Source organism: Clostridium thermobutyricum DSM 4928, from assembly GCF_002050515.1.
Lineage (GTDB): Bacteria > Bacillota > Clostridia > Clostridiales > Clostridiaceae > Clostridium > Clostridium thermobutyricum.
The window spans coordinates 1-19,911 of sequence record NZ_LTAY01000034.1 but is presented as its reverse complement, the minus strand read 5'-3'; the positions used below and the strand labels follow the sequence as shown (position 1 = coordinate 19,911).

Sequence of the window (19,911 nt, the reverse complement as noted above, 5' to 3'; positions counted from 1 at the left end):
TTATTCTTCACCATGAACGTGGTCGTGTAATGCATCATGATCAGTTTCTTCAAAGTCCCATGCTCCAAGACCTTGTTTTTCTCTATAATCATTGATAGCTTTGTGAATAGCTTCTTCTGCTAAAACTGAACAGTGCATTTTTACTGGTGGAAGACCATCTAATGCTTCTGCAACAGCTTTGTTACTTAAATCCCAAGCTTCTTCAAGACTTTTTCCAATAATTAATTCTGTTGCCATTGATGATGAAGCAATTGCTGATCCACAACCAAATGTTTCAAATTTAGCATCTTTAACTATATTATCTTCTATTTTTAAATAAACTCTCATGATGTCTCCGCATTTTGCATTTCCAACTTCTCCAACACCATCAGCATTTTCTATAACTCCTACATTTCTTGGATTTCTGAAATGATCCATAACTTTATCTGTATATATCATATTAATTATCTCCTTTAACTCTAAACTATTTTTCGTTTTTTATGAAATCTGTCCATAATGGTGACATTTTTCTTAATCTTTCAATGATTGGTGGTAATGTTTTTATTACATAATCAACATCTTCTTCTGTTGTTCCATCACCCATTGTTAATCTTAATGATCCATGTGCTTTTTCATGTGGAAGTCCTATTGCTAAAAGTACATGTGAAGGATCTAATGAACCTGATGTACAAGCACTACCACTAGAAGCGCATACTCCTTCAAAATCTAATGAAAGAAGAATTGATTCACCTTCTATAAACTCAAATCCTACATTAACATTACCTGGAAGTCTTTTATCTCCTCTTGGTCCATTTAATCTTGAATATGGTATAGTTAATAAACCATCTATAAGTTTATCTCTTAAAACAGTTAACTTTTTAATATGCTCATCTAAGTTTTCAGTTGCTAATTCAATAGCTTTACCTAAACCTATAATTGAAGCAATATTTTCTGTACCTGCTCTTCTATTTCTTTCTTGACCACCACCGTGGATTAAATTGTGAATTCTAACTCCTTTTCTTATGTAAAGAACTCCAATTCCTTTTGGCCCATAGATCTTATGTCCAGCTAATGATAAAAGGTCAATGTTCATATCTTTAACATCTATTTTTACATTTCCTACAGCTTGAACAGCATCTGTATGGAAAAGAACTCCTCTTTCTTTACAAATAGCACCAATTTCTTTTACTGGAGCAATAGTTCCTATCTCATTATTTGCAAACATTATTGTAACTAAAATTGTTTTATCAGTTATTGCATTTTTTAAATCTTCTAAATTTATAAATCCCTCTTCATCTACATCTAAATAAGTAACTTCATAGCCATTTTTTTCTAGATATTCACAAGTATGTAATACTGCATGATGTTCAGTTTTAGCTGTAATTATATGATTACCTTTATTTTTATAAGCAGCCGCTATTCCTTTTATTGCCCAGTTATCAGCTTCTGATCCACCACCAGTATAATAAACTTCACTTGAATCACAATTTAATGCTTTTGCTACTTGACCTCTTGCTTTATCTATAGCCATCTTAGTTTCTCTTGATATTCCATAAAATGATGACGGATTTCCAAATTTCTCTGTAAAAAATGGTAACATTTCTTCTAATACTTCTGGTTTTACATATGTTGTGGCAGCATAGTCCATATATACTGTTTTCATTTTAATTCACCTCTGATTTTTCTATTACTAACTTTTGATTTTTATCTTGTATTTTTTTATAATCATCTACTATATCTTGAAGAGTTACTCCCTCCATTACTTCATCGATGCTTTCTTTAATTCTTTTCCATAGCATTCTTGTGGCACAACATTCTACATTATTGCAAGCTACACCATCAATGCAATCTGCAATTTCTATTGGGCCTTCTAATATATACATTATATCTGAAACTCTTATTTCTTTAGGTGCTTTATTTAAAACATATCCTCCTTGAGCTCCTCTTATACTTCTTATAAGCTTAGCTTTTCTAAGGGGACTAAATAATTGCTCTAAATAATATTCAGATATATTTTGTCTTTTTGATATTGTTTTTATTGATACCGGAGCTTCTCCATAGTTAATTGCTAAATCTACCATAGCTTTAACTCCGTATCTTCCTTTTGTTGATAATTTCATCTCATCACCCCTTAAAGTAGAGTAAGTTACTACGATTTCTGTTTATATCTTACCAAAGCACTCGGTTATTGTCAATAAACTTATGTTAATAAACTTTTAAAATTCTATTTTATTTTTTCCCAATACTTTTCTAAAGCTTCTTCATATTTATTATGACAACTTTTATAATATTTTTTTCCTACCAATTCATCAGGTAAATACTGTTGCTTTATATAATTATTTGGATAAGAGTGAGGATATTTATAACCTCCAACTCCAAGATTTTTTGCTCCTCCATAATGACAATCTTTTAAGTGATTTGGAATATCTCCAAAATTCATATTTTCTAAATCTTTAATAGCACTTTCAATTGCCATATATGCACTATTAGATTTTGGTAATGTCGCTAAATATATAACTAACTCTGAAAGTATTATTCTTGCTTCTGGAAATCCTACTTTCAATGCTAATTCTAATCCCGAATTAACTACTGTTAATGCATTTGGATGAGCTAATCCTATATCTTCACTAACTATTACTCCTAATCTTCTAGTTATAGCTATTAAATTTCCGCTTTCTATTAATCTAGCTAAATAATGAACTCCTGCATCTGGATCACTTCCTCTAATACTTTTCTGTAATGCACTTAAAAGATTATAAAATTCATCACCACTACTATCACTTCTCATATGAGATTGTCCAAGCTCTTCTATCTCTTCAACTGTTATAGACTTTTTATTTTTAGATTGTGAATTTATACAAAGTTCTAAAATATTATAGGCCTTTCTATAATCTCCTTGTGATATCTCTCCTATATATTTTAAAGCTTCTCTTGTATATGAAACTTCTATTCCTTCTTCTATTAATTTCTTAAGTGACTTTTCTAATCCAATTATTATATCTTCTGAATCTAAAGGTTCAAATCTAAAAATATTACATCTACTTATTATAGCTTTATGAATCGAAAAATATGGATTTTCCGTAGTACTTGCAATTAACGTTACTTTTCCATTTTCTATAAATTCTAATAATGCCTGTTGTTGCTTTTTACTAAAGTGTTGAATCTCATCTAAATATATTACCACTCCATTATAATTCATTAAAGTATTTAAACTTTCTGTTATCTCTTGAATATCTTTTATTGAAGCTGTTGTGGCATTTAATTTATAAAACTTTCTATCAACATAATTAGCCATTATGTTAGCTAAAGTAGTTTTCCCTGTTCCTGGAGGTCCATATAAAATGCAATTAGGTATCATTTTGTTTTTTATTAATTTATATAAAGGCTTATTTTCTCCTAAAATATTTTTTTGTCCATAAAAATCTTCTATTTTTGTAGGTCTCATAAGTTCTGCTAAAGGTTTCATTTTATTCACCTCATTTATTTTACTTCATAAACTATATTCTACCTTATAATTTTATATATTCAAATATTATAGACAATAAAAAAGCTCTAAGGTGTCTTTTAAAATCCTTAGGCTTTTAATAAATTAAAATATTATTTTACTTCTTCTTTCCATTAAGACTACATCCATCCATGTTCCATCGGGCATTCTAGCAACTCTATCTCTTATTCCTATAGTTCTAAATCCACATTTCTCATGTAATCTAAGACTCCCTTTATTGTTTCTTATTATTACAGCTTGTATACTCCATATGCCTTCTTCTTCTGTCTTTTTTACAAGAGCATTTAATAAAGCGCCTCCAACACCTCTACCTTTGTAATCTTTATCTATGTATATGCTTAATTCAACAACTCCATTATAAGCTTCTCTAGGTGATATATGTCTTACTGCTGTCCATCCAATGACTTCATCATCTTCACAAATTACTAATCTACATTTTTTTAAATATACAGAGTCCCAAAATTCAAAGGTTGGAACTTTATTTTGAAAAGTTGCACCACTTTTTATTCCATCCCCATAAATCCTTTCAACAGACTTCCAATCTTTATTTTCCATTTCTCTAATAATGTACTTCAACTCTCCACCTCATATATTTATTTCATTTGTTTAGAAACAGACTAATTATACATTAATAAATAAGACTAAGCAATGAGAAATTTTTTAATTTCTCATTTGCTATAATCGTCCCATTAAATAGTAATTTTTTAATATTTCTTTCAATATTTCTTCATCTACATTCTTTAAAAAACTGTAGGCCAATCCACAATATGTTAGTCCGAAAATAGGTAACCCTTTAAACTCTATATCTGATAAGCTTATTACTCCTATTCCTCCTAATATTAAACTATATAAAAAAATCTCATCTTTAGTAATACTCTCTTTAAATCTCTTTTTTATTCTATTAGGTGTTGGTACTACGATAGCTTTTATTATCATAAATCCTCATAAATTCATATTGATTTATATTAATATATTTTAAAATTTCTTTTTATAGAACTATTCAACTTGACTTTCTAATCTTCTTATAATATCAAGCATTTTATTTTCTCTAACTTCCATATTTCCAATTGCAACAATACAATTTATAGCATTTTCTGATAAATCCCATTTATATGCTTTAAATTTTATTTTGCTGTATTCTGGTAAATACTCTTCAATATCTACTCCAAGTTCTTCTGATAATGCTAAATATTCTTCAAATAATTCATCTTCAGTTAATTCATCTATATTACAAGTTTCACTTATTAATGAATTTAAATAATCTACACTTATACTAAGGTTAAAAGCAGCCATATCTTCTCTTTTAGTCCCTTTACTCATATCCTTTAAAATATTAAAATCTGTATTTTCTCTTATAATATCTTCAATTTCTTTTGAATCTATTATTTTATTTCCAAAAACTATGTACATAAACAAATTCCTTCTTTCCAAATAATATAGAAATACTTTAACAAAACCATTTATATAATTCAATACTATAATTCTTATTTAATAAAAATATTTTTCAAAAAAATATTCATAATAGAAAAGTTCTATTATGAATATTCTTACAATTAATACTTTCTAAATTTAGAATATCTTTTATTTAATAGTTCATCTATATTTAATGAACTAATTTTATTTAATTCTGAAATTATAGCTTTTTTTATACAATTAGCCATTTTAATTGGATTTTTGTGTGCTCCTCCATTTGGCTCTTTAACTATAAAATCTATAATTCCATATCCCATTAAATCTTGTGCTGTTATTTTCATTACTTCAGCTGCTTCTTTCATTTTACTTCCATCTTTCCAAAGTATAGATGCAAAACCTTCTGGTGAAAGAACTGAATAAATTGAATGTTCTAACATTCCTATAGAATCTCCAAGAGATAAAGCCAAAGCTCCACCGCTTCCACCTTCACCAGTTATTAATGATATTATAGGAGTTTTAAGTTTGCTCATTTCAAGAAGATTAAGAGCTATCGCTTGCCCTTGCCCTCTTTCTTCTGCTTCAACTCCGCAAAAAGCTCCTGAAGTATCAACTAAACATATTACAGGTCTATTAAATTTCTCAGCTTGTTTCATTAATCTTAAAGCTTTTCTATATCCTTCTGGCTTTGGCATTCCAAAATTTCTTATTAAATTTTCTTTTGTATTTCCACCTTTAGTTATAGATATAACAGTAACTGGCTTACCATCTAATAATGCTATTCCACCTATTATAGCTTTATCATCTCCAAAATTTCTATCACCATGAAATTCTATAAAATCTTCAAAGATGTTATTTATATAAAATTCTCCTGTAGGTCTATCTTTATGTCTAGCTACATTTACTTTTTCCCATGGAGACATAGTTTTTATTAATCCTCTATTCATATCTCTTACCTCCATGAATTTTTAGTATTTTATACACACAAGTTCTTAAATCTTTTCTTTCTACTATTTTATCAACAAAACCTTTTTCTAACAAAAATTCTGCTGTTTGAAAATCTTCAGGTAAAATTTGTTTTATTGTATTTTCTATAACTCTTCTTCCTGCAAAACCAATAAGAGCTTTAGGTTCACTAAGAATTATATCACCTTCCATCGCAAAACTAGCAGTAACTCCACCAGTAGTTGGATAAGTTAAAATTGTGATATACAAAAGTCCTGCATCACTATGCCTTGCTAAGGCAGCACTAACTTTTGCCATTTGCATAAGAGAAAATATTCCTTCTTGCATTCTAGCTCCACCTGAAGCTGTAAATATTATAAGTGGTAATTTATCAGTTGTAGCTTTTTCTATTAAACGAGTAAGTTTTTCACCAACTACAGTTCCCATACTTCCCATCATAAAGTAGCTATCCATAATTCCTATTGCAACTTTTACTCCATTTAAAATTCCTATCCCTGTTACAACTGCTTCACTACTTTCAGTATTTTTATGGGCTTTATCTAATTTTTCTTCATAGCCTTTAAAATCTAAAGGATTTCTTGTGCTTAACTCTTTATAAAGCTCATGAAAACTATCCTCATCTAGAAACATTTTTATTCTATCATAAGCTCTAAGTTTAAAATGGTGATTACATTTATTACATACATAATTATTTTGCTTTAAGTCTTCGTGGTATATTATTGAATTACAATTTTCACATTTATCCCACATACCTGATGGAATATTTGGTTGTGATTCTTTTATATCACTATTTACATTTTTAATTGTTCCATAACTTTTTTTCTTACTAAATAAATCTTTAAGCATCTATATTTTCTCCATTTTTTCCTTCAACTTATTTCCTAAAAAACCAGTATGATAATCGCCATTTAAAAATTCTTCTGTTTCTAATAACCAATATTGAAATTCTATATTTGTTTTTACTCCTCCAACTCCAAATTCACTTAATGCTCTTTTCATTCTCATAATAGCCTCATTTCTATTATTTCCATATGCAATAAGCTTACCTATCATTGAATCATAGCAATGTGGAATTTTATATCCACAATATATAGCTGAATCTAATCTTACACCAAAACCTCCAGGAAGATATAATTCTGTTATCTTTCCAGGACATGGTCTAAAATCAAAATTTGGCTCTTCGGCATTAATTCTACATTCAATAGCATGACCTTTTATCTTTATATCTTCTTGTTTATAAGATAATTCTTTACCACTAGCTATTTTAAGCTGTTCTTTAACAATATCTATCCCAGTAACCATTTCAGTTATTGGATGTTCTACTTGTATTCGCGTATTCATTTCCATAAAATAAAAATTTTTATCTTTGTCAACCAAGAATTCAATTGTTCCTGCATTTTTATAATTTACAGCTTTAGCTGCATTTTTAGCAATCTCCCCCATTTTATTTCTTAGTTCATTATCAATAATAGAAGATGGAGCTTCTTCTAGGACCTTTTGATTTTTTCTTTGGAGAGAACATTCTCTTTCACCTAAATGAATTACATTTCCATAATTATCTCCTAATATTTGAAATTCAATATGCCTAGGATTTTCTATAAATTTTTCAATGTATAATGTATCATCTCCAAAACATGCCATTGCTTCTGATTTAGCAGTATTATATCCTTTTTCAAATTCTTCTAAGTTATAAGCTATTCTTATTCCTTTTCCTCCGCCTCCAGCAGAAGCTTTTATTATAACTGGATATCCTATTTCTTCAGCAATTTCTCTAGCATGATTTAAATCTTTTATTTTTCCTTCAAACCCAGGAACAACAGGTACATTTGCACTTTGCATTATTTCTCTAGCACGAGCTTTGTTTCCCATTAATTCAATTGATTCATAATCAGGTCCTATAAATTTTATGTTACATTCTTTGCACATTTTAGCAAATTTCGCATTTTCTGATAGAAAACCGAAACCTGGATGTATAGCATCAGCCCCTGTAAGAACACATGCACTTAATATATTAGTTATATTAAGATAACTATCTTTAGCCATATATCCCCCAATACATACTGCTTCATCTGCAATTTGAGCATGAAGTGCTTCTTTATCAATATCTGAATAAACAGCAACTGTTCCTATCCCTAATTCTCTACATGCTCTTATTATTCTTACTGCTATTTCTCCTCTATTTGCTATTAAAACTTTTTTAAACATAAAAATTCACCTATCCTATTGCAAACATTATCTCTGCCTCACAAACCTTTTTTCCATCAACACTTGCTATACCTTTTCCTATTCCTACTGGACCTCTAAGTTTTATTATTTCACAACTTAATTCTAATTTATCTCCTGGAACTACTTTTTGTCTAAATCTTACTTTATCTGCTCCAGCAAAAAGTGGTATTTTTCCTTTAAATTCATCTTTACTTAATAAAGCTACTGCTCCTACTTGAGCTATTGCTTCTAATATTAACACTCCTGGCATAACTGGCTCACTTGGAAAATGGCCATTAAAAAACTCTTCATTCGCAGTTACATTTTTATATCCTTTTATGCTTTTCCCTTCTTCAATTTCTGTTATTCTATCAACAAGAAGAAATGGATATCTATGAGGTAAAATTTCTTTTATTTCTTTTATATTCATCATAATTATTTAACCTCCTTAATTTTGAAAATAGGTGTGCCATACTCAACCATATCTCCATCTTTAACTAAAACTTCTATTACTTCACCATTAAATTCGCTTTCTATTTCATTCATTAACTTCATAGCTTCTATTATACATAAAACATCTCCAGATTTAACTTTATCTCCAATTTTTACAAATGGATCACCATCTGGTGATGAAGCTGAATAGAATGTTCCAACCATTGGTGAAGTTATAATTATTCCTTCTAAATTATTAAAAGTTTCCTTATCCTTTTCAATTTCTTCTACTAATTCTTTTGCAGATTCTTTTTTATTTTCATTTCTTTTAATTTCTTCTTTTTCTTCTATATAAGTAACAGATTTACTACTATTATCAGAAACTAAATTTCTAGTTAATGATTTATCCATTTTTATACGTCCATCATTAGTTTCTATTTCTAAATACGCTATATCTGAAGAATTAATTAATTCTATTAATTCTTTTATTTCCTTAATATCCATAACTTCTCCCTATTCTTACATCCACTTTTTAAATAATAAAGTTGCATTGTGTCCGCCAAATCCTAATGAATTTGTTAATGCACACTTAACTTCACATTGTCTTCCTTCATTAGGAACATAATCTAAATCACAATCTTCATCTTTATTTTCATATCCAATTGTTGGTAGTATATAGTTATCTAGTATTGATTTTACACAAACTATAGCTTCAACACCACCAGCAGCTCCTAAAAGATGTCCTGTCATTGACTTTGTTGATGATATTGGTATTTTATATGCAAAATCTCCAAAAGCTTTTTTAATTGCATTTGTTTCAAATTTATCATTTAAAGGAGTTGATGTTCCATGAGCATTTATATAAGAAACATCTTCTTTTTCTATTCCAGCTTCTTCTATTGCTAAAAGAATAGCTTTTGAAGCACCATTTCCCTCTGGATCTGGTGAAGTAATATGATATGCATCACAAGTTGTTCCATATCCTACTATTTCACATAAAATATTAGCTCCTCTTTTCTGTGCAGATTCAAGAGATTCAAGAACTAATATACCAGCTCCTTCTCCCATTACAAATCCACTTCTTTCTTTATCAAAAGGTATTGAAGCTCTTTTTGGATCATTAGAAGTATTTAAAGCTTTTAAACTACTAAATCCTCCTACTGAAACTTTAGTTATAGGAGCTTCTACTCCTCCTGCAAGCATTATATCTGCATATCCATGTTTAATTTCTCTAAAAGCATCTCCTATACAATTAGTTCCTGTAGCACAAGCCGTAACAACAGCTAATGAAGGTCCTCTTAATCCATATTTAATTGAAATATTTCCTGATGCCATATTTACTATAGACATAGGAATAAAAAATGGACTTACTCTTCCATCAGGATTTTTTGTCATTTTCGCTACTTCATTTTCTATTGTTTGGAATCCACCAATTCCTGATCCAATCATAACCCCAATTCTATCTCTATCAAGAGTATCTAAATCTAAATTTGCACTTTTTATAGCTTCATCTGCTGCTGCTAATGCAAATTGTGAAAATCTATCTAACCTTTTACTTTCTTTTTTTCCTACTGCTTCAACTGGATCAAATCCTTTTACTTCTCCAGCAATTTTAACTGTTGTTTCATCATTATTATATAAAGTTATAAAATCTATACCATTTTTTCCTTCTTTGGCATTCTTCCAAAATTCTTCTACATTATTTCCTATAGGTGTTAAAGCCCCCATACCTGTTACTACAACTCTTCTATTCATTACTTTTTCCTCCACTACATTACCATTCCACCATCAACATTTATAACTTGCCCAGTTATATATGATGATTCTTCTGAAGCTAAAAATGCTACTAAATTTGCTACATCTTTAGCTTCTCCAAGTCTCTTTAATGGAATTGATTTTTTAGCCTCATCTTTAAATTTATCTCCTAATGCATAAGTCATATCTGTTTCTATAAATCCTGGAGCTACTGCATTTACTCTTATTCCTCTGCCTCCAAGTTCTTTTGCTAATGACTTAGTCATTCCTATAACTCCTGCCTTTGAGGCTGAGTAATTTACTTGCCCTGCATTTCCTACTATTCCAACTACTGATGAAAGATTTATTATATTTCCTTCTCTTTGTCTAACCATAATTGGAGTTATTCCTTTTATGCAGTTAAATACTCCTTTTAAATTTACATCTATTACTGAATTAAAATCTTCTTTTTTCATTCTTAATACAAGTGTATCTTTAGTTATTCCTGCGTTATTTATCATAATATCTATTTTACTAAAATATTCTTTTGCAAAGTTAATCATATCTTGAACACCATCAAAATCACTTATATCACATTTATAAACTAAAGCAGTTACTCCCATATTTTCTAATTCTATTTTTAACTCTTCTGCCTCTTTATCATTACTTCTATAATTTATTAATATATTTACACCTAAAGCGGCTAATTTTTTTGCTATTTCTCTACCAATTCCTCTTGTTGCACCTGTTACAATTGCATTTTTTCCTTTTAGCATAAATTCCTCCAACTATTTCTATTAATCATATTGTTTAATAATTTTTATACAATTATTTAAACTTTCTATATCATATACATTTAATACTTTCACTTTTCTATCTATTTTTTTTACAAAGCCAGTAAGTGTTTTTCCAGGACCTATTTCAATAAAAATATCTACTCCTTTTAAAATCATATCCCTTATTATTTTTTCAAAATAAACTGGTTTAACCATATGATTTTTAAGTATATTTTTTATATTATCTTCTTTGACATATAAGTTACCTTTCAAATTTGAATATATTTTTTCATCTATTTCATTAAATCTTACTTTTTCTATATAATCATAAAATTCTTCACTTGCTTCTTTTAAAAGAGAGGTATGGAAAGCTCCACTAACCTTTAAAGGAATAGCCATTCCTCCAAGTTCTTTTACAATTTCAATACTCTTATCAATAGGATCACTTTCTCCTCCTATAACAATTTGTCCTGGACAATTATAATTTGCTACTTCTATAATTCCAAATTCTTTACATCTATTAACTAATTCTTCAACTTTATCCTCTTTTAATTTTAAAACAGCTGCCATTTTACCTTTTACTTTTATTCCGGCTTCTTCCATTATTCTTCCACGCTCTTTTACAAGCTTTATTCCATCTTCAAAAGATATAACTCTACTGTGTATTAAAGCTGTATACTCTCCAAGACTTAATCCGCATGAATAATCACATTCTATTCCTTCATTTTTTAAAGCCTCAGCTGCTGCTAAAGAAGTTAAAACTATTGCAGGTTGAGCTATACTAGTCTTTTTAAGTGTTTCTTCATCACCATTAAACATTTTATTTAATATATCCATATTTAATAAATTTTCTCCACTTTTAAAGACATTTTTACATTCTTCTCTATTTTTAAATAAATCTTCTCCCATTCCTATTGTCTGTGCACCTTGCCCAGAAAAAAGAAAACCTATCTTTCCCATAATTAGCCCTCCAAGTCTTTAATTAAACTTTTTGCTCCATTTATTAAATCTTCAACTATTTCTTTACATGTTTGTTCTTTATTAATAAGTCCTGATATTTGTCCTGCCATTACTGATCCTGTAACTACATCTCCATCTTTAGCTGCTCTAGGAAGAGATCCTCTTCCTAACTCTTCTAACTCTTCTATATTTGCATTTTCTTTTTCAAGTTTCATATATTGCCTTGATAATTTATTTTTTAAAACTCTAACTGGATGTCCTGTTGATCTCCCAGTTACTTCTGTATCTATATCTTTAGCTGCTAAAACTTTATCTTTATAATTTTGGTGTACAGTACATTCTTTTGCTACTAAAAATCTTGTTCCTATTTGAACTCCTGATGCTCCTAACATAAATGACGCTGCTACACCTCTTCCATCTCCTATTCCCCCTGCTGCGATTACAGGTATACTTACAGAATCAACAACTTGTGGTATTAAAGTCATTGTTGTTAATTGTCCTACATGTCCTCCTGATTCTGTTCCTTCTGCTATTATTGCATCTGCCCCCATTTTTTCCATTCTTCTCGCAAGAGCTACTGAAGCTACTACTGGAATAACTTTTATTCCATGTTCTTTCCACATTTCCATATACTTTCCTGGACTACCTGCTCCTGTTGTTACTACTGGAACTTTTTCTTCACAGACTAATTTAGCAACTTCATCTGCATGATCAGACATTAACATTATATTTACTCCAAATGGTTTATCTGTAATCTCTTTAACTTTTCTAACTTCTTCTCTTATCCAATCTATTGGAGCTGTTCCTGTTATAATTCCTAATCCTCCTGCCTCACTTACAGCAGCTGCTAATGAAGAATCAGCAATCCAAGCCATCCCTCCTTGTAAAATTGGATATTCTATATTTAACACGTCACAAATTCTATTTCTCATTAAAAATCCTCCTGATATATTATGAATGACTTTTCTTTATATAATTAAATCGGGATCTACTTTTAAGAAGAGCCCGATTTTCTATTTTAAAGTTTTTACTCCATTAAATTAATTACAAGTAAACTTTAATTAAGCATTTATTTTTGATTGAACATACTCTACAGCATCTTTAATGCTTTTAATTCTTTCTGCATCTTCTAATTGGATTCCAAATTTTTCTTCAAGCTCTATAACTACTTGGAAAAGATCTAAAGAATCTGCTCCTAAATCTTCAAATGTTGTTTCCATAGTTACTTCATTTTCTTCTACTCCTAATTGTTCACATACAACTTCTCTAATTTCTTCAAATATCATTTTTCATTCCTCCAAATTTTAATATTTTTTATTTCTATAATTTTTACCATTTTATTAGGGTTGAACCACAAGTTAACCCTCCACCAAAACCAACTAATATTATTTTCATACCTTTTTTTATCTTTCCTTCTTCAAAGGCATTATTTAATGCAATTGGTATTGATCCTGCTGATGTATTTCCTACATCTTCTAAATTTATATAAAACCTATCTAAAGGTAAATTTAGCTTTTTTGCAGCATATTCTATAATTCTTAAATTTGCTTGATGAGGTATTATTAAATCTATATCATTTAATTTATATTCTGTATTCTCTAAAACTTTTTCTATAGATGAGGTCATTGATTTAGTTGCAAATTTAAATACTTCTCTACCATTCATCTTTATATATTTATGTTTTTCTACTTTTTCCTCTATGAAAGGATTATTTACATCTACCGCACCTGCTATTAAAGTCTCACCTTTTTTTCCATCTGATATACTATATGAATTTATAATTCCTTCCTTTGAATCTGAAGTTTCTAAGACACAAGCTCCTCCTCCATCTCCAAAAAGTATACATGTACTTCTATCAGACCAATCTACTATTTTAGATAATGTTTCTGCTCCAATTATAAGTGCTCTTTTATATCTTCCAACTGCCATTAAACTTCTTCCAACTTCTAAAGCATATATAAATCCAGTACAAGCTGCATTTATATCAAATGCTGTTGCATTTTCTGCTCCAATTTCTTTTTGGATTATACATGCTACTGATGGAGTAAAATTATCTGGAGTTAATGTAGCAACTATAATTAAGTCAATATCTTCTCCTTTTACTTTTGCTCTATCTAAAGCTATTTTTGCAGCTTTATTTGCTATACTTGAAGTATCTTCACCTTTTGATATTCTTCTACTTTTAATGCCTGTTCTTTCAACAATCCATTCATTATTTGTTTCTACTAACTTACTTATATCTTCGTTAGTAATTATATTTGAAGGTAAATATGCTCCAACAGATTTTATTTTAACTGCATTCATTTATTCTCTCCTTATTTTTTTAGATTGTATTCTCTCTTAAAAAATTCATTTAATCTTTCTAAGGATGATATAAGAGTATTTTCCTCTTCTTCTGATAAGCCATCAATTGTAGCTTTAATCATATCATTATGAAATTTTTCATGAAGTCTATATGCAAGCTTTCCTCTTTTTGTTAATTTAATCAAAACAACTCTTCTATCTTCCTCAATTCTTTTTCTCTCAACATATTCTTTTTTTATTAATTTATTTATAGCAGTTGTTAATGTACCAACTGTTATCTTTAAATCTTGTGCCACTTCTGACATAGTTCTTTCTGTGTACATTCCAATTGCTTCTAAAGTATGCATTTCTGTTACAGATAAATCATTTAAAGCTCCTTGCTTTAAAGCCTGTTCTTCAATTTGAAGTATGTCATTAAATAAATCTACCATTAGCTCATTTAAAATTTTTTCTTTCTTATCCATTCTTAATCCTCCAGATTCTAAAATTCCTAAATATAACTATAATATCTTTAACAACATAAATCAATGTCAATCAAATATTTCTTATTTCAAATCATTTGATAATCAAACTATAATATAATCAAACTAATTTGTCAACTCTTTAATACAAAAATACTAATTCAAGAACTAATTACCTTAATCTAAATAATTTTATAAAATAAAAAAATTGATTGAGGATAAAAGTAAATCTTTATCTCCAATCAATCTTTCTTATTAGTCTGGCATAAGTATAAATCTTAATATAAATAATATTGCAAATATATAAATTATTTTATTTACTTCCTTTCCTTTACCAGTAGCAATTTTACATATAGGATAAAATATAAGTCCTATTGCAATTCCATTTGCTATTGAATATGTAAAAGGCATCATAACTATTGTGAAAAATGCTGGTACTGCTTCTGAAAAATCTTTAAAATCTATTTCTGTTACTGCTCTCATCATAAGAATTCCTACTATAACTAAAGCTTGAGATGATGCACTTTGAGGAACAATCCCAACTAATCCACTAAAAAATAATGATAAAATTAGCATTAAACTTACAACTACATTTGATAAACCAGTTCTTGCCCCTTGTGCTATTCCTGAAGAACTTTCTACAACTGTAGCAAGAGTAGTTGTCCCTAATAAAGCTCCTATTGTAGTTCCTACTGAATCTGAAGTAAGTGCTTTTCTTAAATTTGTTACTTCTCCACTTTCATCAACCATTCCTGCATTTTGTGCTGTTCCTAATAAAGTCCCTATTGTATCAAAAAGATCTACTAAGCTTATTGTTATTACTACCATAAGAACTGTTAAAATAGCTCCTAAAATCCCATGTCCATTGCTTGTCAATAATCCTTTTAAATCTATTGCAAAAAAAGTATTACCTATATGAGGAAGAGAAAATATTTTCATTCCAGTAAGATTAGTTACTCCCATAGGTATTCCAATAATAGTAGTTAAAATTATTGATATTAATATAGCTCCAGTAACATTTCTAGCCATTAATATAACACCTATTACTAATCCTATTATTGATAATAATACAGCTTTATTTGTAAAATCTCCAAAAGCTACTAAAGTTGATGGATTTGAAACAATTATTCCTCCACTTTTTAGTCCAATTATTGTAACAAATAATCCAATTCCTGCTGTAATTGCATATTTTAAATTTTGCGGAATTGAATAAATTATTTTTTCTCTAATAGATGTTAATGTTATAATTACAAACAAAATTCCTGATATAAATACTGCTGCAAGTCCTTCTTGCCAACTAAAATTAAGTTTTATGCAAACATTAAAAGTAAAAAATGATACTAATCCAAGTCCCGGTGCTAATACAAATGGTAAATTTGCATAAAAAGCCATTATAAGTGTTCCTATTGCAGCTGCTATACATACTGATGCAAAGGCAGATGCTACTATTGGATCTGTTGCCATAGAAATTTTATTTGCAGCATTTCCTTTTAATCCTTCTAAATTCATTCCTGAAAGCTTTAATATATTTGGAATTACAAGTAAAGCATATGCAAATGTAACAAAGGTTGTTAATCCTCCTATAACTTCTGTTTTGACATTTGTCTTATTTTGTTTTAGTTTAAATATTTTTTCTAATAAGTTCATCCTTTGTTTTCCCCCTAAATTTTAAATAAAAAAACTAGCCTTGGAAATTTAGGTAAACCAAAACTAGCATATCTATAAATTTGATTTACCTATAGTAAAAAAATTTACGGTTTTTTTGTAGAAACCTCTGAACCTTATTTTCAGAATTATATAGGTAGTTTTTTTATTTTTATAAATTATACTACAATTATTCATATTCATTATGTTTAATCTATATATTTTACATATTGTTAATACTTAAATAAAAATAACATTAATGAAAATGAAAATAACATTAATGATAGCATAAATAAAAGTATTGGAAATCTGAAAAATTCTATCCTGGAATCCATATAAATCTCTTTGCTTCTTCTATCATATATGACATCGATTTCATCACCAATTTCATACTTTCTCCTATCAATTTCTTCTTCATAATTAAAAACTTTCCTCTGCCCATTTAATTCTATTTCTATAACTGGTTTATATAATGTTACTTTTTCTCTATAACTCCAAGTTTCTAAAATAACTTCTTCTAATTTTCTAAAATCTATTATTTTCCCTCTTATTCTCTTTCCTCTTTTATATAATCTTAATCTTTTACTAAATACACTTATAGACCAAACTAATACACTTATTCCAAAAGCAATTAAAACATACATATCCATAGAATTTCTCCTTTTATAAGTATTTACTATAGAATATGCTTTTTATATTATTTATGTTAAAAAAATAGCAGTAATTTTTAATTACTGCCTATTTTCTACAAATTAATATTCTTCTACAATTTCACCAAAATAAAGAACATGCCCTTTTGTTTCTCCATCATAGAATGTTTTAACAAATTCTTTATCTAAATCATCTAAATTCATAGTATTTTTAAATACTATTTTACATTCATAATATTTTTCACAACCTTCAATAATTGGAGTTTTTACTTTTTTACTTTTTATAAACTTAATTCCTGCTTCTTTTTCTTTGTCTATATCTCTTCCTGATTTTGTTCCGCAAATTTTTAATGCTTCTGATTTATTTTTTTCATATGGAATACTTACTGTAAAGCTTTCTCCATTTTTCATAAATTCATTTGTATATCTTGATTCTCTAACTAAAACCATAAATACAGGCTTTCTCCACATAAATCCTATGCTTCCCCAGCTTATAGTCATTGTATTAAATTCTTTATCATTTCCTGCTGTTAAAAAAGCTCCTCCCATTAATCCATCAATATCTTTTTCTATTGTTTTTGTAAATGTACTTTCCATTTTTCAGCTTCCTTTCTTAATTCTTCTTTTATAATTTGTCTCATCTCACTTTTCGCATCTTTAAATCTATACAAAAAGAATCCTCTTATATATGAAGTACTCATAGTTAAATTAAGTTGATCATTATAAGGAGATGTATCATTTATATCTATTGATGAATCTACAAATGCTTTTACATTTGTTTCTTCTTCTATCAGTTCTATTATATCACTTAAACTTATTTCTCCTAAACATGCTGCATTAATGGAACCATTTATATCTTTCTTTCCCAGCCATTCTAAAAATATTCCTGCTTCATCTTCTGTTATAATATTCATTTTATAATCTTTTTTTGTAGAATAAATCTTCTTTTCTTTAATTACAGAATTTATATAACTATTAAGCCTTCCTGTATAATCATTTTCACCTATTACTACAGGAAATCTTACCATTGCAACTTCAAATTTAGAATATTTAGAAAATACAGCTTCCATTAATCGTTTTCCTTCAGAATATGAAAAATCCTCTCTATCTCCAAAAGTTATTTCATAATCTTTAGGATTAAATTCATATTCTTTAATCATTTCTCCCCTCTTTTTATTATAAACAGCTATAGAAGATGTAACTATATATCTTTTAGTTTTTCCATTAAAAACTTCTGTACTTATTAAAGCTTCATTTGGTGAATAACAAATATTATCATAAACTATATCAAACTTTTTATTTTTTAAAGCTTCTTTTAATTCTTCTTTATTTTTTCTATTACATTTTATCCTTTTTACTTTATCTCCAAAATCATCCTTTACAATTCCTCTTGTTAGAATAGTTACTTCATTTCCACTATTTATTAAAGTTTTTACTAACTTTTTCCCAAAGAACCTAGTACCACCTATCACTAAAACTTTTCTCATAAAATTCCCCCATTTTACTAACCTATATTTAAATGATATCACAAATCCCTTTTTTTCCCAATAAGTAAAAGCTTTATTTTAAAAATAAAGCTTTTACTTACTAAAACAAGACAACTTGTATAATTATGAAGAATGTTAAAATTAAAAATATCGGAACTGATAATACGGCTATCATCATGTATCCTGTTCCTTTTTTATTATATGCTTCCATCTCTTCACTTATTTCACTTTTATAATTATCTATTTTTCCAACTTTTTTATAATTACTGAATGCTTTTATAAAGGTAGTTATCATTATAATTACAACTATAATATCTATTAAAGCTAAAATTATTGTAGACATAATTTGCCCCTCCTATTTTTTTACACTACATTTATTATCTTACATACTATTTTCTTTATTTTAAAGTAATTTTATATTAAAATATTATTAATAAACTTTAGAAACAAAGGAGAATATGTATGAAACTAGTAATATTTTTAATAATTTCTATTCCTTTTTTTGTTGCATTATATTTACTTTTCACAAATTGTAAAAAGATGATAAAAGATAGGAATACTGCCTTAGAAAAAAGAAATTCTATATCTAAAAAAGATAATTTATCCTAAGGTATAAACGAATTCTTTTTCATTACTCATATCTTCTCTAAATATATAACCTTCTAAGTCAAAGGATTTTAATTCATCCTTTGTCTTTATTTTGTTTTTCATTATATATGTAGCCATAAGCCCTCTACATCTTTTAGCGTGTACTGTTACCACTTTATATTTTCCATTTTTATACTCTTTAAATACTGGAGTTATAACTTGTACACCTTTTAATTCATTAAGTTTTACTGATTTAGAATATTCTTCTGAAGCTAAATTTACGAGTATATTTGTTTCAGTTTTTTCTAAATCCTCTAGTATAGTATTTTTTATTTTATCTCCCCAAAACTCATATAGATTTTTTTTATCTTCTATATTTAGTTTTGTTCCCATTTCAAGTCTATATTTACTTATTAAATCAAGAGGTCTTAAAACTCCATACAATCCCGATAAAACTCGTAAATGACTATTTGCATAGTAAAGATCCTCCTCACTATAACTTTCTATTTCTAGCCCTCTAAAAGCTTCTCCATTAAAATAGAAAATACAAGGAAATAAATTTTCTCTATCAACTGTACTAAATTTATGTATATATGAAAAAACATCATCTCTAAGCTTTTCAGATATTTTCATTAAAGAGCATAACTCATCTGGATTAAACTCTTTTAATCTGTTATTTATCTTTATACTTTCATTATCAAATCTTGTTCTAGTATATTTTAAACTTTTATTAAATTCTCTATCTAAAAGTTTTTTAGCTGGTGATAAAATAGCTAACATATTAATTCTCCTTTTTAATTAATTTTATAT

Annotated in this window: 26 protein-coding genes and 1 riboswitch; of the genes, 1 reads left to right on the top strand and 25 read right to left on the bottom strand. The window is 28.1% G+C overall.

The window, feature by feature from the left end; genetic code table 11:
* The 24 genes from nifU to CLTHE_RS06385 form a co-directional block, all read right to left on the bottom strand.
* On the bottom strand, positions 1 to 438 hold the full coding sequence (nifU, locus tag CLTHE_RS06500; RefSeq protein WP_002597364.1) for a Fe-S cluster assembly scaffold protein NifU: 438 nt from the start codon (positions 436 to 438) through the stop codon (positions 1 to 3).
* Positions 439 to 463: 25 nt separating this feature from the next.
* On the bottom strand, positions 464 to 1,642 hold the full coding sequence (nifS, locus tag CLTHE_RS06495) for a cysteine desulfurase NifS (RefSeq protein WP_080022532.1): 1,179 nt from the start codon (positions 1,640 to 1,642) through the stop codon (positions 464 to 466).
* Position 1,643: 1 nt separating this feature from the next.
* The gene (locus CLTHE_RS06490; protein WP_080022531.1) at positions 1,644 to 2,099 is read right to left on the bottom strand and encodes an RrF2 family transcriptional regulator; all 456 of its coding nucleotides are present in this window, start codon (positions 2,097 to 2,099) and stop codon (positions 1,644 to 1,646) included.
* A 104-nt stretch (positions 2,100 to 2,203) separates the two neighbouring features.
* Positions 2,204 to 3,445: a replication-associated recombination protein A gene (locus tag CLTHE_RS06485; RefSeq protein ID WP_080022530.1), complete on the bottom strand. Its 1,242-nt coding sequence runs from the start codon at positions 3,443 to 3,445 to the stop codon at positions 2,204 to 2,206.
* A gap of 123 nt (positions 3,446 to 3,568) precedes the next feature.
* A complete protein-coding gene (locus tag CLTHE_RS06480) occupies positions 3,569 to 4,060 on the bottom strand; it encodes a GNAT family N-acetyltransferase (RefSeq protein ID WP_002597360.1) in 492 nt (163 codons plus the stop codon).
* 99 nt (positions 4,061 to 4,159) lie between these two features.
* Positions 4,160 to 4,420 (bottom strand): hypothetical protein, encoded by a 261-nt coding sequence (locus CLTHE_RS06475; protein ID WP_080022529.1) that lies wholly within the window; start codon positions 4,418 to 4,420, stop codon positions 4,160 to 4,162.
* 60 nt (positions 4,421 to 4,480) lie between these two features.
* Positions 4,481 to 4,894, bottom strand: coding sequence for a hypothetical protein (locus CLTHE_RS06470; RefSeq protein WP_002597358.1), 414 nt, complete (start codon positions 4,892 to 4,894; stop codon positions 4,481 to 4,483).
* A gap of 143 nt (positions 4,895 to 5,037) precedes the next feature.
* Positions 5,038 to 5,841 carry an acetyl-CoA carboxylase carboxyltransferase subunit alpha gene (locus CLTHE_RS06465; protein ID WP_080022528.1) on the bottom strand — a complete coding sequence of 268 codons (804 nt, stop codon included), beginning with the start codon at positions 5,839 to 5,841 and terminating at the stop codon, positions 5,038 to 5,040.
* The gene (gene accD / locus CLTHE_RS06460; protein WP_080022527.1) at positions 5,834 to 6,706 is read right to left on the bottom strand and encodes an acetyl-CoA carboxylase, carboxyltransferase subunit beta; all 873 of its coding nucleotides are present in this window, start codon (positions 6,704 to 6,706) and stop codon (positions 5,834 to 5,836) included. The genes CLTHE_RS06465 and accD overlap by 8 nt, the downstream gene beginning before the upstream one ends.
* Positions 6,707 to 8,065 (bottom strand): acetyl-CoA carboxylase biotin carboxylase subunit, encoded by a 1,359-nt coding sequence (locus CLTHE_RS06455; protein WP_080022526.1) that lies wholly within the window; start codon positions 8,063 to 8,065, stop codon positions 6,707 to 6,709.
* Between the two features lie 10 nt (positions 8,066 to 8,075).
* On the bottom strand, positions 8,076 to 8,498 hold the full coding sequence (gene fabZ, locus CLTHE_RS06450) for a 3-hydroxyacyl-ACP dehydratase FabZ (RefSeq protein ID WP_080022525.1): 423 nt from the start codon (positions 8,496 to 8,498) through the stop codon (positions 8,076 to 8,078).
* A gap of 2 nt (positions 8,499 to 8,500) precedes the next feature.
* Entirely contained in the window at positions 8,501 to 9,001 is a 501-nt protein-coding gene (gene accB / locus CLTHE_RS06445) for an acetyl-CoA carboxylase biotin carboxyl carrier protein (protein WP_080022524.1), read from the bottom strand.
* Between the two features lie 15 nt (positions 9,002 to 9,016).
* On the bottom strand, positions 9,017 to 10,252 hold the full coding sequence (gene fabF / locus CLTHE_RS06440) for a beta-ketoacyl-ACP synthase II (protein WP_080022523.1): 1,236 nt from the start codon (positions 10,250 to 10,252) through the stop codon (positions 9,017 to 9,019).
* 14 nt (positions 10,253 to 10,266) lie between these two features.
* Positions 10,267 to 11,007 carry a 3-oxoacyl-[acyl-carrier-protein] reductase gene (gene fabG / locus CLTHE_RS06435; protein WP_002597351.1) on the bottom strand — a complete coding sequence of 247 codons (741 nt, stop codon included), beginning with the start codon at positions 11,005 to 11,007 and terminating at the stop codon, positions 10,267 to 10,269.
* A gap of 21 nt (positions 11,008 to 11,028) precedes the next feature.
* Positions 11,029 to 11,967 carry an ACP S-malonyltransferase gene (gene fabD, locus CLTHE_RS06430; protein ID WP_080022522.1) on the bottom strand — a complete coding sequence of 313 codons (939 nt, stop codon included), beginning with the start codon at positions 11,965 to 11,967 and terminating at the stop codon, positions 11,029 to 11,031.
* Between the two features lie 2 nt (positions 11,968 to 11,969).
* Positions 11,970 to 12,899, bottom strand: a complete 930-nt coding sequence (fabK, locus tag CLTHE_RS06425) for an enoyl-[acyl-carrier-protein] reductase FabK (protein WP_080022521.1) — start codon at positions 12,897 to 12,899, stop codon at positions 11,970 to 11,972.
* 129 nt (positions 12,900 to 13,028) lie between these two features.
* Entirely contained in the window at positions 13,029 to 13,253 is a 225-nt protein-coding gene (acpP, locus tag CLTHE_RS06420; protein ID WP_002597348.1) for an acyl carrier protein, read from the bottom strand.
* A gap of 43 nt (positions 13,254 to 13,296) precedes the next feature.
* Positions 13,297 to 14,271, bottom strand: coding sequence for a beta-ketoacyl-ACP synthase III (locus CLTHE_RS06415; RefSeq protein WP_080022520.1), 975 nt, complete (start codon positions 14,269 to 14,271; stop codon positions 13,297 to 13,299).
* Positions 14,272 to 14,282: 11 nt separating this feature from the next.
* Positions 14,283 to 14,735 (bottom strand): MarR family winged helix-turn-helix transcriptional regulator, encoded by a 453-nt coding sequence (locus tag CLTHE_RS06410; protein WP_002597346.1) that lies wholly within the window; start codon positions 14,733 to 14,735, stop codon positions 14,283 to 14,285.
* A gap of 252 nt (positions 14,736 to 14,987) precedes the next feature.
* Positions 14,988 to 16,379 carry an NCS2 family permease gene (locus CLTHE_RS06405; protein WP_002597345.1) on the bottom strand — a complete coding sequence of 464 codons (1,392 nt, stop codon included), beginning with the start codon at positions 16,377 to 16,379 and terminating at the stop codon, positions 14,988 to 14,990.
* 72 nt (positions 16,380 to 16,451) lie between these two features.
* Positions 16,452 to 16,553, bottom strand: a riboswitch (purine riboswitch).
* Positions 16,554 to 16,609: 56 nt separating this feature from the next.
* Positions 16,610 to 17,026, bottom strand: a complete 417-nt coding sequence (locus tag CLTHE_RS06400) for a DUF3592 domain-containing protein (protein WP_080022519.1) — start codon at positions 17,024 to 17,026, stop codon at positions 16,610 to 16,612.
* A 102-nt stretch (positions 17,027 to 17,128) separates the two neighbouring features.
* Positions 17,129 to 17,623, bottom strand: a complete 495-nt coding sequence (locus CLTHE_RS06395; protein WP_080022518.1) for a flavin reductase family protein — start codon at positions 17,621 to 17,623, stop codon at positions 17,129 to 17,131.
* The gene (locus CLTHE_RS06390) at positions 17,596 to 18,513 is read right to left on the bottom strand and encodes an NAD-dependent epimerase/dehydratase family protein (protein WP_080022517.1); all 918 of its coding nucleotides are present in this window, start codon (positions 18,511 to 18,513) and stop codon (positions 17,596 to 17,598) included. Before CLTHE_RS06390 ends, CLTHE_RS06395 begins: the two co-directional genes overlap by 28 nt.
* Before the next feature lie 100 nt (positions 18,514 to 18,613).
* Positions 18,614 to 18,856 carry a hypothetical protein gene (locus CLTHE_RS06385; RefSeq protein ID WP_002597341.1) on the bottom strand — a complete coding sequence of 81 codons (243 nt, stop codon included), beginning with the start codon at positions 18,854 to 18,856 and terminating at the stop codon, positions 18,614 to 18,616.
* A gap of 119 nt (positions 18,857 to 18,975) precedes the next feature.
* On the opposite strand from CLTHE_RS06385, the gene CLTHE_RS16680 reads away from it, so the two are divergent.
* Positions 18,976 to 19,122, top strand: a complete 147-nt coding sequence (locus CLTHE_RS16680; RefSeq protein WP_158082675.1) for a hypothetical protein — start codon at positions 18,976 to 18,978, stop codon at positions 19,120 to 19,122.
* Here the strand turns inward: CLTHE_RS16680 and yaaA are convergent.
* Positions 19,114 to 19,881 (bottom strand): peroxide stress protein YaaA, encoded by a 768-nt coding sequence (yaaA, locus tag CLTHE_RS06380; protein WP_080022516.1) that lies wholly within the window; start codon positions 19,879 to 19,881, stop codon positions 19,114 to 19,116. The genes CLTHE_RS16680 and yaaA overlap by 9 nt on opposite strands.
* Between the last annotated feature and the right edge of the window lie 30 nt (positions 19,882 to 19,911).